This window comes from Deltaproteobacteria bacterium, from assembly GCA_013151915.1.
Taxonomy (GTDB): Bacteria; BMS3Abin14; BMS3Abin14; order BMS3Abin14; family BMS3Abin14; genus BMS3ABIN14.
Map to the genome: position 1 here is coordinate 1 of JAADHJ010000008.1, position 13,668 is coordinate 13,668.

Sequence of the window (13,668 nt, forward strand, 5' to 3'; positions counted from 1 at the left end):
TTCCATTTTAGGATCTTCCGGCTTTAATGCGTACTTTTATTATTTTGCTGTCATTGCGAACCGATCACCGAGTGAAGCAATCCCGAAGGTCCAAAGCTAATTTAACACAGTGCAGCCCCTCATAGGCTGTGATAAATCCGTTTTTCTCCAAGTCCGATTTTCATCCAGGTACTCAGTCCCCGAATAAACCTTAATTTTAATTATGGGCGACCCGGGTTCGGGTTGCTTCCTTCCGGGGAGAAAACATTTATTATCGGCCGGTTGAAACCAAATGCCGTATCATCGCCGTCAATTATAAATGCCTTAATGGAACTCTCAGTGAAATATTCCCAGAAATTATTCTGCGCGGGGATAGTAATGGTTCCCGGCGAAGACCCGCCTGTTACGAACACATTATTTGTCGAGAGCGACTGGTCCAAAAAAGAATTACCAATAATGCTGTTAAACCCTGAAGAATTTGGAACTAGGTAATTGCCTAAATCAGGAAGCGGCGTTTGGTTGAAGTCGCCGTCCAGGATAAAACCTGACCCCGTATTCCCGGTAATGACGTTATGGAAAAAAACGGGAGCTGTTCCTCCCTCGATACGAACGCCGTATCCGGCGTTGTCGAAGATGTCGTTGAAACGGATGTCGGGTGTCTCTGGAGAACCGCCCCCGGTGGTAATGTTGATTCCCCTGGTGTTGCTCGCGAGATTCCCGTTGATGACATTGCCGGAAATGACGGAAGAAGCGCCGCTGATCCAGATCGCCGGTGCGTTCTCGAAGAAAACGGTGCTGTCGATAACCCCGCTTCCCGACTCGGCGAACATACCCCCGCCGGACCCCGACGGAAGTTCATTTCCCCTGATCATGGAATCGTATATGTCGTAAACCGCACCTTTCAGGTAGACTCCGCCGTGATTGGATCCGGTCCCTGATGAGGCGTCTACCATGGTGCCGTAAAGGTTGACGTTGACGTCGCCGGTTGATCCCCCCGCGTCCATGGCGCTCACAGCCCACTGCAGCTGCCCCGTAAACACCGAGTCCTGAACTGTCAATTCAAGAGCGGTGGCCGTGGATGCCTTGACTCCAATGCCCCCGCCGCTGATCCGGAGATCCTTGAGGGTAAGATCAGACCCTATGCTGAAGATGTATGAAGACCCGCTCGACGTGGCGAGCGCGGTCTGAGGGGTAGCATCGACTGCTGAGAACCCGTCCGCGGTCAGGGCTGTGCCGTACCCGCTGCCGACAACCATGAGGTCCTTTGTGTTGGCCAGCACAGGGCCTGCGGCACTGGTCCCGTAGGCTCCCCCGGATCCGGAGCGGTAGAGCACCGTTCCGGCGGCGGCATAGAAATTCTTAAGAACCGTCGGAGATGAAGAAATCGACACTGTGGCGGTGGACCAAAGCTGCGGGTCCTCCGCGTTGCCGTCGTTGTCGGTGGCCCGGGTCCAGATGACGGGACCACCGGAGGGCAGCTCCCCCGCCGTGGCCGCGTATGACCAGTCAAACCTCGAGAGGAGGGGTTTGTCAGCAGCCGTCGTCCAGTTGGCCTTGTTGTCGAAGGAGATCTCCACCTTGATCCCGACAGTGTCGTCCGAGGCAGTCCCGCGGAACGTGACGGTTTCCCCGGAGCCGTTCATGAAGATGTAGTTGGGGGGGTCCGTGAGGGTCGAGGTGGGGGGCGTTGTGTCTACGTAGGTGCCGCATGCTCCAAGGAGAGCGCCAATGGCCAGGAGCATTACAAAATATATAGCGGGAACCGTCGGTCGGTCCAATTTAATCGCCCTTTCTCCTGATAAGAACACACCAACACCCACTTAATTCCTACCATATCAACCCGTTGGAAACAAGGAATACATTTTTGAAATCTACGCCAGTATTAATTCAACAATCTTCAAAAGCATTAAGGCAAGGTTCACAGAAAAATTCAATACATTCAAACCTGTATCTTTCTAACAGGGATGAAGGGGATGGAGGGGATAAGGACAGGAGAGAACGCATAGTTAACCAAGGTCAAAAGCTGATTTAACACAGCGTGACCACTTACAGGTCACACCACAGATGTGATGAGTCAGCTTTTGACCTTCGGGATTACCTTTATCCTTTGCCTATAGCCTATAGCTTACAGCCTCCAGCCTGTTTTTCCCGTTGGACGTTCTTTCCCCGGACAGGCTGTCCGGTATCCGGACAAATTCCCGGGTTTTTGGCCTCATCTGATTTGCCGGAGACTCAACCTTTCCGAACTTTAAAACATATTTTATCTTTAATTTCAGTTAGTTGCGAACGAAACCCATGGATGGCACGCCCATTGCCCTATGTGAGGCAAAGAAAGGAGGAGAAGATGACACTAATACGAGGAAAATCTGAAAAAGGCCAGGGAATGACAGAATACATCATTATCGTCGCCCTGGTAGCGATCGCCGCAATAGCCGTGGTGGGCTATTTCGGAGACGTTGTGAGGAACCAGTTCTACAACATGACGGCCGCCCTGGCGGGAAGTTCATCCCACAGTGATACGGGCAAGTTCGCCAGAAAGGCGGAAAGGGAAAAGAACCAGAGGGGGCTGGGCGACTTCTCGCCCTCGGCCCATTAAAAGTGGTTACCGGTCTGATGGCGATCCATATTATCCCACAGGAAGGGCCGAACCCCTCGGAACAGGGACAGGGAGCGGTTGAGGCGATCCTCACCCTCCCTGTCTTTCTCATCCTGATCACGGTCCTCTTCCAGAGCGCTTTGCTGTGCATGGCGCAGGTCACCGTTCAATACGCGGCATTCAGCGCGGCGCGGACGGGGGCGGTATGGAATGGCGACATGGATCAGATGACGGCCGCGGCGGGCAGGGTTCTGCTGCCCGTGACCGGGCGGGTGTTCACCGGTAAACATCCTTTCAAGGTGGAAATCATTTCATCGGAAGCAGCCGGGGATCAGTCCCGGAAATCCGATGCCGACACACAAGATACGGACAGGCTATTAAGGGTTCGGGTGACATGGAACTACCCGCTGATGGTCCCATTGGCCGGCCGCCTGCTTAACCAAGGCGCCCTGACATCGGCGATGACGCGTCCCTCACTTCCCCTGACGGCCACATGGAGCCTTCCGATGGAACCGGTCCGGATGCCCAGGGACGCAAGAGGAAACGGGCATGCTCACTCATGAGGGCCGGACCGGCCAGGCCATGGTCCTTGGGATCGTTTTCCTTTCTATCGGGGTCATCCTGCTTCTGGGGCTATTCCGCCTTTCGCTGGCCGTAAGGGACAAGATCCGGCTGCAGCTTTCCGCCGACCTGGCCCTCAAATCGGCCCTTAACGTGGAGGCGAACGGACTGAATGCCATAGCCCTGGCAAACAGGGCCATGCTTTCGGACGATGCCCTGTCGGCCCAGGTCAACGCTCTCGTGAGCGAAACGACCTTCTACCGCAGGCTCCTTGACGGCTTTAGCCGAATCATTCGATTTATCCCCGGTGGCGGTCTGGCCTTCTCGGCAGTTCTGGGCAGAGGTGGAAGGGCCATGGAAGCCCTGGCCAGGAAGGGGGCGCGGATACTGATCCCGGCCGCACGAATACACCGGACCATTATAGGTTCCGAGCAACGGATGATCCGCGCATCCCTCCCCTTCGTGTCCCTGAAAGCGGCCGGGAAGTCCGTCTCGGAGAACTTCCCCGGGGCTTTAATCCCATCCATTTCCCAGGCGCTTTTGTTGAGGCAGGCCCGATCGGTGTCATCCTCCATGGCCCCCCCGCCCGGCACCGACACGACGCGGATAATACGATCGACCTTAAACTCCCACACCCTGAGAAGAAACTGGAGGATCGGTTTTGGAGCCATATCACTTCCCATCAAGAAGAGGGGAGGAGGTTCCGTACTTCCGAACGACTTTACGGCCTTCGATAAACTCAAGGTCAGGACCTTCAGACGCTTTCACTGGACATGGAAAACGGTTCTGTCCACAGCCAGCCGGTCATCCAGGTTCGGCTACCGTTCCCATGGCAGGACCCTTAATATTTCCGACGGAAAATTCACTCCCGGCCTGACGCTGCTGATGGAATCCCGGCCGCCTCGTTTTTCAGAGGGGCTTTCCGGCTACGAAAACAAGCTCTACGCCGTCAGTTCAGGAGAGATCTATTACGAGCGCCCGGAAAAACCGGATGAGGCGCCTAATCTTTTCAATCCATTCTGGAGGTCCCGCCTGATACCGGTGTCCAAGGAAACCACGGCCCGTCGCCTGATCCCGAGACCTCTTCTAAAGGAGGTAAGGCATTGAATTACCGTACGTCCCGCACACGCCAGAGGGGGCAGGCCATCATCGAATTCATCGTCGTCATCCCGGTGCTCCTTCTTCTGGTGGCCGCATCCTGGACCCTGCTGGCGTACCAGGCTTTTCCGGTATGGATGGATGAGTTTCTGGGGCTCGAGATGTCCATCCCCAACGGCACGCAGGTTTACAGGGAACTCACCGATGCCCATGAAAATTCCATGATCCCACCCTACCCTTCCAGGGAGGATTTCCATTGGAAAACAGATATAAGCAATCCGATAAAGTTTCCCCCGCCCCTTTCCACCCTTTATCCGGGAAGGTTTTTCAGGGCACAACTGGTTCTCGACCCCGCCCGGATGATTCGAGAGAGCGTGCCGTTTTCGGGACTTCTTCCCTCTGACCCCACACCTTCGCACCGGGGCCTTACATACCTGTCATCGCCTACATATGAGGATGGAGACGTCAAAGGGATGCTGGAGAAAATAGTTTTGGGGGGTATTAGAACCGGAGCTTTGATCCGCGCACTTCGCCACATCGGTATCGACCCGGTTCATCTGAATCTTGACGCCCTGCCCACCCCGCCCGAATCAACCGGGGACAACCATGTCAATTAATCGCAAAACGGGGCAGTCCCTGGTGGAAACCATTGTCGTCACAACCCTCGTTGCCATGGGAATAGTTGCCCTGTCCACGGGCATATCAGGTGTTTTTGAAAAATCCCTGCGGACCATTATCACCCTCATATCATCACCCATCCCCTGAATGGAGGAAAGAATGAAGCGCAGGACATCCGTCATTATCATTTCGGGCATGATCGGCATCATGGTCGGGACGGGATACATGATGAAAATTCAGGCCATCAGGACCCGGATCACCGGCATTCAGGAAACCATACAGGTCCTCACCACGAGAAAATCCCTCTCCATCGGGGATGCCTTGAGCGGGGACAATGTTTCTGCAACCGAGTTTCCCAAGGCTCATCTTCCGAGAAGAGCGATTCTCGCCGAGGACATGGAACTCATAAAGGGAAGAACCCTCATCCATCCTGTCCCGCAAGGAGACCCGATTCTCTGGACGGACCTGCCCGAGGGGCCCAGGATCCACTACCCCACCGAAAAGATCCCATCCGGGGTCCGTGCCATGGCTCTTCCCGCCAGCGAGGTCCAGACCTTGGCGCATCTTCTTTCGCCCGGAGACAGGGTCGACATGGTGTGGACCCGCTTCGTGGACGGATCAGCTCAACCTGCCAGCACCATTCTGGGGGAAGCGATTCCCATACTTGCCGTGGGCAGTTGGATCCGTCCGGAGGCGCCGGGCCGGCGGGGGAATAATTTTCCCTCCTCCATCACTCTTATGGTCGACCAGAAACTGGCACTGAAGGTGTCTTCGGCCATGCAGAGCGGTCAGATAACCCTCATCGCCAGGGCGCGGGGAGACTACCGGTGAACCGATCGTGCCGCATCCTGGCCGTAATGACCATAGGCGCCTTGCTGGCGTCACCGGGTATGGGAAGAGCAGTGGTCGAAAACCCGGATGGTGAGATGATCTTCGGACAGGACACTGTCGGTGACCGGACCCCGAGGGGAGGGCAGACCAATCCCTCGCAGGCCCTCCATTCCCTTCGGGATATCGAGAATCTCAGGATCACCAGCTTCCCCGGCGGCGCCGTCCTTCAGGGAGAACTGCTTTCTCCAGAGGATCTTCGCCGCGTTCAGGAGGTGTCGAGGTCCATTAACGGGATAATCAACCTGTGTACCATGCGCCGGGACGCCCTCCAGGTAGCCGCGAAATTCATCAGGTCCGCCATGGCAGCCATAGGGATTAAGGGCCTGGACATGACTGTTGTCGGTAAAAATCTGTTCCTCAGCGGCACGCCGTCCTCCTCCGATGACGTGGCGCGGGTCGGGAAAATCTGCCAGGCATACAATCTTCCATTCATCGACGGAACCCGCAAAGGGGTGATCAACCCGGAAATGATCACCTTTGAGGTCAGTTTCACCGAGATCAACCGCACTGCGTTAAAGGAACTCGGGGTCAAGTGGCCATCGTCCTTTTCCTTCAGAGATCCGTCGGGATTCAGGCTGGACCGGTTGCTGCCGAACAGCGCCATGGAATTGACCATCAATCTCTTTGTGGAGCAGGGTAAAGCGCGCATCATCTCCAAACCGCGGCTTGTCTGCAGATCAGGTGAGAAAGCGTCGTTCCTGGCCGGCGGTGAGATCCCCATCCCCAGGACCGATGCCGATGGCAACGTGTCTGTAACATGGAAACGCTATGGGATAATTCTTGAGGTTGCTCCGGAGATCTCCGCTGATGGGCGCATCAATGTACTTGTAACCTCGGAGGTCAGCACCATTGATCAGGCTAACTCGGTGGAAGGCATACCGGGGATCCTCACAAGAAAGATCTCCACATCGCTGAGCCTCGCGGAAGGCCAGACTGTCGTCCTTTCAGGGCTGGTCAACACCGATGACGCCATCAAGGTCAGAAAGACTCCGCTTCTCGGAGATATACCGATCCTCGGTGAACTGTTCAAATCAAAGAGTTTTCAGAAAAGGGAGACGGAACTGGTCGTCTTCCTGACACCCCAGTTGGCCGGAAATGCAGGCCCTCACGGGATGGGCGGCGGACAGGCTGCCGACCTCTCCGGGGGCTCGATGCCTTCCGATGATGAAAGGAGAAAGTGATGAAAAGATCAATAACTGGAACGAAAGCCGTCACAACCGCTCTACTGTTACTGGCCTTCATGGCAATCCTCGCCTCGCCCGCGGTCGTCACGGCCGCATCCCCGGATGGGTCCCGATTGAATATCAATACCGCTTCCGTGGAACAACTTACTGCGCTTCCGGGCATCGGAACCATTAAAGCCCAATCCATCGTAGATTTCAGAACCGAGCACGGTCCTTTCACCTCCGCCGATGACCTTGTCCTGGCACCGGGAATCGGGACCAAACTTGCGGACAGGCTCAGAGAAATGGTTACAGTCAACCCCAATTAAACATGCCTTGGGGGGCGGGGATAACCCTGCCCCCCCTCAGGGGAGGAGCTGAAATGAACCTTATTGCCACCTTTCAGACACCCATAAGGGAGAACAGAATAGTTCGGACCACCGGGGACCGGGTCGAGATCGGGCGGGATTCCGATTCGGATCTGCGCCTGGATCACCCTTCCATATCGAGAAAACACGCCTGCATCAGCCTCGTGGAGGGTAAAACCTTCTTTTCCCTGAAAGATCGTGGAAGCGCCAACGGAACATATGTGGACGGCATGGTGATTGATGATGCGGCAATTCTTCACGGCGATCAGGAGGTGAGAATCGGTCCCTTCCGCTTCCGGATATGCCATTCGCCGGAGACATCTCCTCCCGAGAAAGAAAAGGTCCCTGTTGAGGGTTTGACGTGTGAAAGCGAGAGAAAAATAATGATGGAGGCCCTGAATTCCCTCCCAAAAATACTTGATTCCGACACCAGAAAAGACGGGGATGACGACAAGGCGCTGGCCTTGCGCGCGGAAAGGCATCTTTATCCCAGGATTCTCGGACTCCTTCCTCCTCATGCCGATCCGAAAATGGCGGATGACCTGACAAAAAAAGCCCTGACACACGCCATGGGTCTTGGCCCGCTTCATGACTGGTTAAATGATCCTTCCATAGACGAGATCATGGTGAACGGCCTGGAAGGCGTCTATCTGGAAACCGCGGGAAAGCTCACCAGGAGGGACACGGTTTTTTCCGATGAACATTCGTTGATGCGGGTTATAGAGAGAATCCTCGCGCCACTGGGGCGCAGAGTGGATGAATTCACACCATATATGGACGGCAGGCTCCCTGACGGCTCCCGGATCAACGTTATCATCCCCCCCGTCTCTCTCATGGGCCCCGTTCTTACAATAAGGAAATTCCCATCCGAGAGGCTTGACATTGAAAGTCTGGTTGAATTGGGATCACTGACGCCAGAGGCGGCGGAGATGCTCGCGGCAGCTGTACGCTCCCGGATAAACATCCTGATATCCGGGGGAACCGGAACCGGCAAGACCACCCTGCTCAATTGCCTGGCCTCCTTCATACCGGAAGGTGAACGCATTATCACCATTGAGGATACAGCGGAACTAGACCTCCACCAGGACCACGTTATCCGTTTGGAAACACGCCCCCCAAACGTGGAGGGTCTGGGGGAAATAGCAGCCAGAGACCTCGTAAAAAACAGCCTTCGCATGAGGCCCGACAGGATCATCGTGGGCGAATGCCGGGGAAGGGAGGCCATGGATATGCTCCAGGCCATGAATACCGGCCATGACGGATCCATGACCACCTGCCACGCCAATTCCCCAAGGGATGCCCTCAAGAGGATCGAGATAATGGCCCTGATGGCCGGGTTGGACATCCCCTACCACGCCATCCGGGAGCAGGTCACCTCCGCTATTCAACTGGTCATTCAGATCAGCCGATCCCCGGAAGGGCGGAGGGTAGTAAGCAGCATAACCGAGGTGGACCGTCTCGAGGGTGACCAGATCCTTACCCAGGAACTTTTTACATTCCGCAAGGGTTGTGGATTCAACGAACTGCGGTCAACCGGAATGATCCCCTCTTTTCCCCTTGTAAATGACGATCAGCGCGCTTCATTGGAGGGAGTCGGGAGGATTGTCAAATGACCGTTGCCGATCTTGCAGTCTCCCTGGTCTGCGGAATCTCACTGGGTATTTCGGCGGCTATGCTCCTTGCCGGGGTCAAACCAAGGGGAAGGGATTTTGGACATTTCAACCGTTTCAAGGAAAAACGGCTGGAGCGCAGGCTTCCGGAAATGCTTGAAAGGATAGCCTCCGGTCTTTCCGCGGGACACAGTCTACAGCAATCCCTGGAATCCGTAACGCGACCGGCCGATCACCCCCTGGCCCCGATCTTCTCCCAGGTCCTTACCCGGATGAAGGCTGGACAATCCCTGGATGAAGCCCTGGTAAACGTTGCCGGGCTATTTCAAAGACGATCAATTCCTCTCGCCCTGCACAGTATGGCAGCCGCCCATCGGTCGGGGGCGAATCTCGTTGAGTCCCTCCACCTCCTGGCCCGGATCTCTCGGGACAGGGAAGCGCTGCGCGGTAAAATCGCCGCCATGTCCGCCCAGGGCCGGCTTCAGGGCATCGTCCTGTGCATGGTCCCGCTGCTCTTTCTCGGCGGGCTGTTCCTGGTCAGTCCGCAAAGCCTGTTCCCAGTCCTGCGAAGTCCCCTCGGCCGGAAGATTCTTCTGCTTTCCCTTGCCCTGCAGGCTATCGGGGCCGCATTTATCTTCAAAATGGTCCACAGGGAGACTTTCTGATGCATCCTCAAGATCTAACGGCCGCATTCGCCGTGGCCGCGGGGGCAGGCATGCTCGCCTTCATCGCCTTCAAGGCAAAAAATCGCCTGCTCGGCCCAATTCTACTGGCACCTCTGGTCCCGGCAATGGTATGGGCAATCCCCCACGGTAAAAATGCCATTATATTCATTCCCCCTTTCCTGTTTCTTCTTTATTTCGCCACGAAAAAATCCCGTCAATATCGTAAGAAAGAGCTGCTTCGGCGAGATCTGCCGACCATGCTCGATTCACTTGTCCTGGGAGTCGAGGCGGGCCACCCGTTGATACCTGCCCTTCTGGGAACCTCCGAAATCCTGGGCGGGAAAAGCCCACTGACGGCTGAGATCAACCGGCTCAGATACGACGTCGAACTTGGAGCATCCCACCCGGAGGCCCTCGACAGGATGCGTGAACGCCTGGGACTGTCCACGGCTGACGCGGCCTTGGGGGCTATCTCCCAGGCGCTTTCGCTGGGCACCCCCATTGGACGGACACTTAAAGAACAGTCGGGAAGAATCAGAGAGAGCCTGATCCTGGAGGGGGAACAGTTTGCAAACACCCTGTCCGTCAAGCTTCTGATCCCCCTGCTTCTCTTCATCTTTCCTGCGTCTTTTCTCGTCATCCTCAGTCCTATAATCGTAACCCTGATGGAGAGACAACCGTGGTAGAGGCTGTCAACACACGGTCCGGCAATATTGTTATCCGGAACCTTGCCATCCGATGCAGCTTCAGGGGCAGACTGAGAGGCTTCATGTTCAGCAGGCGGCCTGGGAACGGATCCGCCATTCTGCTTCTGCACACGGGACGCGTACACACGGCCTGGATGAGGTTTTACCTGGATCTATACTTTTTCGATGCATCCTGGGGGCTTCTCGGCTCAACCCGGGCTGTAGGCCCCTTCCGGCTCCCGTCCTCGCCTGGAGGCTGCCGGCACATCCTGGAGGTCCCGCACACACCCGGCAGCCCTCCATTGAAGATGGCGCTGGGAGATCGGCTGTCCATAGTCATCAGGGCACACCTGGAGTGTGGCAATACTATCCCGGTGAGCGCTTCGCCCGAAAAGCTAAGAGCTGAAGGGGAGGATCGACCATGACCCCGTGCATCGCAACCATCCGGAAGGGGAAGAAACGGCGGCGCTTTTTCTTTTTAACCGGCTCCTTTTCCATCGGAATAAAAAAAGAGGATGATCTGATAATTTGTCATCCGGAGGTTTTTGACAGGAGCATAAAGGTTGCTGACGGAAAGGTAGTCCATGGGGCATCCGATGTTGGAAATGAGAGAAAAATATCCGGTGGTTTGAATCCCCGAAGGATTTTTCTGGGGAACACAAGTATCAGCATGACATGCCTGCAGCTTAAATTCTTCCTCCCCATAGCCATTATCTTTGGGGGTCTTTGGCTTGTCGGACTTTTTCTCACCCCTTCCAAAGGAGATAAAATCAGACAGGACTGGGCCGGGATTGCCCTGCCTTCAAACGGTCCTTACGGCAATCTCAAGCAGGACCGGGCTCACCCCAGGGGAGTCCGCTTCACCTTTTCCCTGCCGCGCGATGGTCGGGGCCGGCTGAATTTCACGCCTGGTGGGTTGGGGGATGGATTGACCCTGTTCATTGAAATAGACGGGCACCCAACACCGCGGCGGATAGCGGTCCCCCGCGGCTGGGGCAAAGAGGTCTCGGTTCCCATCCCAACCCTCCTTTCCCTTCAGGCACCTCACGACATGGTAATCCGGCCTTCAGAGAATACCGGGCCGGTGAGATCCTGGGGGATCAAAAATGTCCGGATCCAAACCCGATTGCCGGAAGAAAAGGGAGGGGACGCGATAAGGGATAAAATGGAGAAGGTCCGATCCATCCTCGAAGATCCCATGGCGGGAGGCCGGGAAATCTCCCGATGTTATCTTATAGTAAGAGACGGTATCCGGGATGCCGGAGACAGGGATTCGGGGAAAAAGCTTGAGTCGATGAAAACCGCAGTCGAGGAAAAGATGCAGGCCCTTTTACGAAAGACGGTGATTGAAAGCAGATCTCTAATTGCATCCGGGCAAATTTCCAAGGCCAGGGAGGAAATGGACGACCTCAAGGCCTGGGTCCCCGGGACATGGATGGATGGAAAAAGGGAACTCGATGAAGCGGAAAGCATGTTCGACTGACACGGCACCGAAGCCCGCCCATTTTCTCATACTGCTGACCCGGGCCGGATGGGTGGTCTCGGTCCATAGGCCTGAAGAAAACAGCATCTCTTTGGGCCGGTCGTCAAGCAGCAAAATCCGGGTGAACGACCCCCACTTTCCACGCTTCGCCGGCGAGGTCATCCTCAGGCCGACTCCGCTTTTTCGCACCCCGGCACGGGGACAGGGTAAAAGCCGGTTGAAATTGATGAGACCCGGCCGCCCCATCCCACTTCCTCCATATAAACTTTTTCTCCTGGAAGAGGGGGAGGTATTCCGTAATCGCAACAGAACTTTCCTGAAAAACCTGAAAATCATGGGGCATCTGAAACCGATACATATTCTGGCGGCTGTCGTGATGGTTTTCACGGTTTCCGCCGCCGGCTTTTATCAACGCACAGGAATCGAAGATCATGATCGAATGACTATAACGGTGCCCTTTAACATCGGGCATCGGGAAGAATTCACGGCGGATAAACCCAGGGATGAGAATAAGGCGGTGGAACATGTTGAGGGGAATGCGGCAAACCGGCCGAGGAGTACCCCTGTCAAAGCAAAATACAGCCACCGCAGTCACCCGGGGTATGTGGAGGAGGCCACCTTCTCCAGGATACTCAAACAGGCGAAAAAACGGTTGTCCAAATACGATGCAGCCGGTGCGGGAAAGCTGATCACTCCCCTTTTACCCCTGTTGTCGCCAGGGCAGCGCGACACGGCAGTCATGGCCCTGAATCCTTACGCGGAGGAGATTTTCCAGAAGGCCTATATACTGCGACCGTTTCGCAGGAAAGAGAGTGACGGGATGATGCGGGAACTGGCACTAAGCGGTCTTGAGATACTGCCTGGTGTTCGGAAAGCCGAAGGGAACGATCCCGTGGACGACCGGAGGGCGCCGTGACGACCTTTTCAGCTCCGCCAGGGATTGCCGCGTCACTCTCGTCTCCCTCGATGCTCCTCGCAATGACAGCAAAATAATAATATAAGGTACGCATTAACCGGATGAACCGAACTTTAAGGGGCGGCTATTCCATCCGGTTCCGACCTGGCTTTCATAATCTCCAGGAGCCTCTTTTTTGCACGGAAAATCCTCACCTTGACAAGGTTCAGGCTGATCCCGAGAATGTCCCCGATTTCCCGGTAGGAAAGATCCTGAAAGTAGCAGAGGATAATGGCCATCCTGTATTTCTCGGGGAGAAGGGCGATGGATTCTTCGATGAACATCCTCTCCTCCATCTGCATGGATATGTAGGAGGGGTCCTTCAGATGCCGGGCGTCACTATCTCCGACGATGGCGCCGGGGGGAATTTCATGCATCGATACGATTTTACCTCTTTTCAATCTGCGGTATTCGTCTATGCAGATGTTTTTCGCAATGCTGTAGATCCAGGTGGAGAACTTCTTCTTCGGATCGTACCGCCTGAGGAATCGAAACACCCTCAGGAACGTCTCCTGGGTCAGTTCGGCCGCCAGGTCCTCGTTCCTGAAAAATTGATATGTAAAGTTGAATATCCTGTTCTGGTAGGCGGATACAAGTTCCGTGAAGGCGTTCCTATCCCCCTTTTGAATCCTTACCGCAAGGTCTCTATCATTTCTGTCCGGATCGGATAACACAAGTAAGTCCTTAATAAGCGGCGACCGGATGGCACGAGCGGCACAAAGCCGTAAAATCCACCTGCGGATGGATAGCCTGCGGGTCTGTGTTAATCCCTCTGATAATCTTCAACATATAAACGCCGCCTGACAGAGCGGCCTCGGGGGCAAATGACAGGACTGGTAGTTTATCAGGTTGTTCTCGGTATATGAAGTGGTAGCTTCGCCCGGTATGAGATGATCCGAGTCGATAGTGGGACGTTGGACACTGGCCGTTGGCTGCAAACATATTCTCTACTGTTTTAGGTTGACAACTTGACCGCAGGATTGATAGCTTCTCCT

At 55.3% G+C, this 13,668-nt stretch carries 16 protein-coding genes; 14 read left to right on the forward strand and 2 right to left on the reverse strand.

Annotation, left to right across the window (positions count from 1 at the left end; genetic code table 11):
* Positions 1 to 200: 200 nt before the first annotated feature.
* A complete protein-coding gene (locus GXP52_01755; protein NOY86011.1) occupies positions 201 to 1,757 on the reverse strand; it encodes a hypothetical protein in 1,557 nt (518 codons plus the stop codon).
* Between the two features lie 566 nt (positions 1,758 to 2,323).
* On the opposite strand from GXP52_01755, the gene GXP52_01760 reads away from it, so the two are divergent.
* The 14 genes from GXP52_01760 to GXP52_01825 are packed head-to-tail and all read left to right on the forward strand — an operon-like array spanning position 2,324 to position 12,634.
* Positions 2,324 to 2,575 carry a hypothetical protein gene (locus GXP52_01760; protein ID NOY86012.1) on the forward strand — a complete coding sequence of 84 codons (252 nt, stop codon included), beginning with the start codon at positions 2,324 to 2,326 and terminating at the stop codon, positions 2,573 to 2,575.
* Between the two features lie 17 nt (positions 2,576 to 2,592).
* Positions 2,593 to 3,138 (forward strand): pilus assembly protein, encoded by a 546-nt coding sequence (locus GXP52_01765; protein ID NOY86013.1) that lies wholly within the window; start codon positions 2,593 to 2,595, stop codon positions 3,136 to 3,138.
* Entirely contained in the window at positions 3,125 to 4,243 is a 1,119-nt protein-coding gene (locus GXP52_01770) for a hypothetical protein (GenBank protein NOY86014.1), read from the forward strand. Before GXP52_01765 ends, GXP52_01770 begins: the two co-directional genes overlap by 14 nt.
* Entirely contained in the window at positions 4,240 to 4,851 is a 612-nt protein-coding gene (locus GXP52_01775; protein NOY86015.1) for a hypothetical protein, read from the forward strand. The genes GXP52_01770 and GXP52_01775 overlap by 4 nt, the downstream gene beginning before the upstream one ends.
* Positions 4,841 to 4,999 (forward strand): hypothetical protein, encoded by a 159-nt coding sequence (locus tag GXP52_01780; GenBank protein ID NOY86016.1) that lies wholly within the window; start codon positions 4,841 to 4,843, stop codon positions 4,997 to 4,999. Before GXP52_01775 ends, GXP52_01780 begins: the two co-directional genes overlap by 11 nt.
* Before the next feature lie 12 nt (positions 5,000 to 5,011).
* A complete protein-coding gene (cpaB, locus tag GXP52_01785) occupies positions 5,012 to 5,683 on the forward strand; it encodes a Flp pilus assembly protein CpaB (GenBank protein ID NOY86017.1) in 672 nt (223 codons plus the stop codon).
* On the forward strand, positions 5,680 to 6,924 hold the full coding sequence (locus GXP52_01790; protein ID NOY86018.1) for a hypothetical protein: 1,245 nt from the start codon (positions 5,680 to 5,682) through the stop codon (positions 6,922 to 6,924). Before cpaB ends, GXP52_01790 begins: the two co-directional genes overlap by 4 nt.
* Positions 6,924 to 7,235, forward strand: coding sequence for a helix-hairpin-helix domain-containing protein (locus GXP52_01795; protein ID NOY86019.1), 312 nt, complete (start codon positions 6,924 to 6,926; stop codon positions 7,233 to 7,235). The genes GXP52_01790 and GXP52_01795 overlap by 1 nt, the downstream gene beginning before the upstream one ends.
* Positions 7,236 to 7,288: 53 nt before the next feature.
* Positions 7,289 to 8,887, forward strand: a complete 1,599-nt coding sequence (gene cpaF / locus GXP52_01800; protein ID NOY86020.1) for a Flp pilus assembly complex ATPase component — start codon at positions 7,289 to 7,291, stop codon at positions 8,885 to 8,887.
* Positions 8,884 to 9,549: a hypothetical protein gene (locus tag GXP52_01805; GenBank protein NOY86021.1), complete on the forward strand. Its 666-nt coding sequence runs from the start codon at positions 8,884 to 8,886 to the stop codon at positions 9,547 to 9,549. Before cpaF ends, GXP52_01805 begins: the two co-directional genes overlap by 4 nt.
* Positions 9,549 to 10,235 carry a hypothetical protein gene (locus GXP52_01810; protein ID NOY86022.1) on the forward strand — a complete coding sequence of 229 codons (687 nt, stop codon included), beginning with the start codon at positions 9,549 to 9,551 and terminating at the stop codon, positions 10,233 to 10,235. The genes GXP52_01805 and GXP52_01810 overlap by 1 nt, the downstream gene beginning before the upstream one ends.
* Positions 10,229 to 10,660, forward strand: coding sequence for a hypothetical protein (locus tag GXP52_01815; protein ID NOY86023.1), 432 nt, complete (start codon positions 10,229 to 10,231; stop codon positions 10,658 to 10,660). The genes GXP52_01810 and GXP52_01815 overlap by 7 nt, the downstream gene beginning before the upstream one ends.
* Positions 10,657 to 11,718, forward strand: coding sequence for a hypothetical protein (locus tag GXP52_01820; protein NOY86024.1), 1,062 nt, complete (start codon positions 10,657 to 10,659; stop codon positions 11,716 to 11,718). Before GXP52_01815 ends, GXP52_01820 begins: the two co-directional genes overlap by 4 nt.
* Positions 11,693 to 12,634, forward strand: coding sequence for a hypothetical protein (locus GXP52_01825; GenBank protein NOY86025.1), 942 nt, complete (start codon positions 11,693 to 11,695; stop codon positions 12,632 to 12,634). Before GXP52_01820 ends, GXP52_01825 begins: the two co-directional genes overlap by 26 nt.
* 113 nt (positions 12,635 to 12,747) lie before the next feature.
* Here GXP52_01825 and GXP52_01830 read toward each other — a convergent pair whose 3' ends face one another.
* Entirely contained in the window at positions 12,748 to 13,347 is a 600-nt protein-coding gene (locus tag GXP52_01830; GenBank protein ID NOY86026.1) for a sigma-70 family RNA polymerase sigma factor, read from the reverse strand.
* Positions 13,348 to 13,668: the final 321 nt, after the last annotated feature.

Excerpts from the sequence above, each read along its gene's own strand:
- GXP52_01820 (NOY86024.1), top strand. The coding sequence starts at position 10,657 with ATGACCCCGTGCATCGCAACCATCCGGAAGGGGAAGAAACGGCGGCGC.
- GXP52_01810 (NOY86022.1), top strand. The coding sequence starts at position 9,549 with ATGCATCCTCAAGATCTAACGGCCGCATTCGCCGTGGCCGCGGGGGCA.
- GXP52_01760 (NOY86012.1), top strand. The coding sequence starts at position 2,324 with ATGACACTAATACGAGGAAAATCTGAAAAAGGCCAGGGAATGACAGAA.
- GXP52_01780 (NOY86016.1), top strand. The coding sequence starts at position 4,841 with ATGTCAATTAATCGCAAAACGGGGCAGTCCCTGGTGGAAACCATTGTC.
- GXP52_01765 (NOY86013.1), top strand. The coding sequence starts at position 2,593 with ATGGCGATCCATATTATCCCACAGGAAGGGCCGAACCCCTCGGAACAG.
- GXP52_01770 (NOY86014.1), top strand. The coding sequence starts at position 3,125 with ATGCTCACTCATGAGGGCCGGACCGGCCAGGCCATGGTCCTTGGGATC.
- cpaB (NOY86017.1), top strand. The coding sequence starts at position 5,012 with ATGAAGCGCAGGACATCCGTCATTATCATTTCGGGCATGATCGGCATC.
- cpaF (NOY86020.1), top strand. The coding sequence starts at position 7,289 with ATGAACCTTATTGCCACCTTTCAGACACCCATAAGGGAGAACAGAATA.
- GXP52_01795 (NOY86019.1), top strand. The coding sequence starts at position 6,924 with ATGAAAAGATCAATAACTGGAACGAAAGCCGTCACAACCGCTCTACTG.
- GXP52_01805 (NOY86021.1), top strand. The coding sequence starts at position 8,884 with ATGACCGTTGCCGATCTTGCAGTCTCCCTGGTCTGCGGAATCTCACTG.
- GXP52_01825 (NOY86025.1), top strand. The coding sequence starts at position 11,693 with ATGAAGCGGAAAGCATGTTCGACTGACACGGCACCGAAGCCCGCCCAT.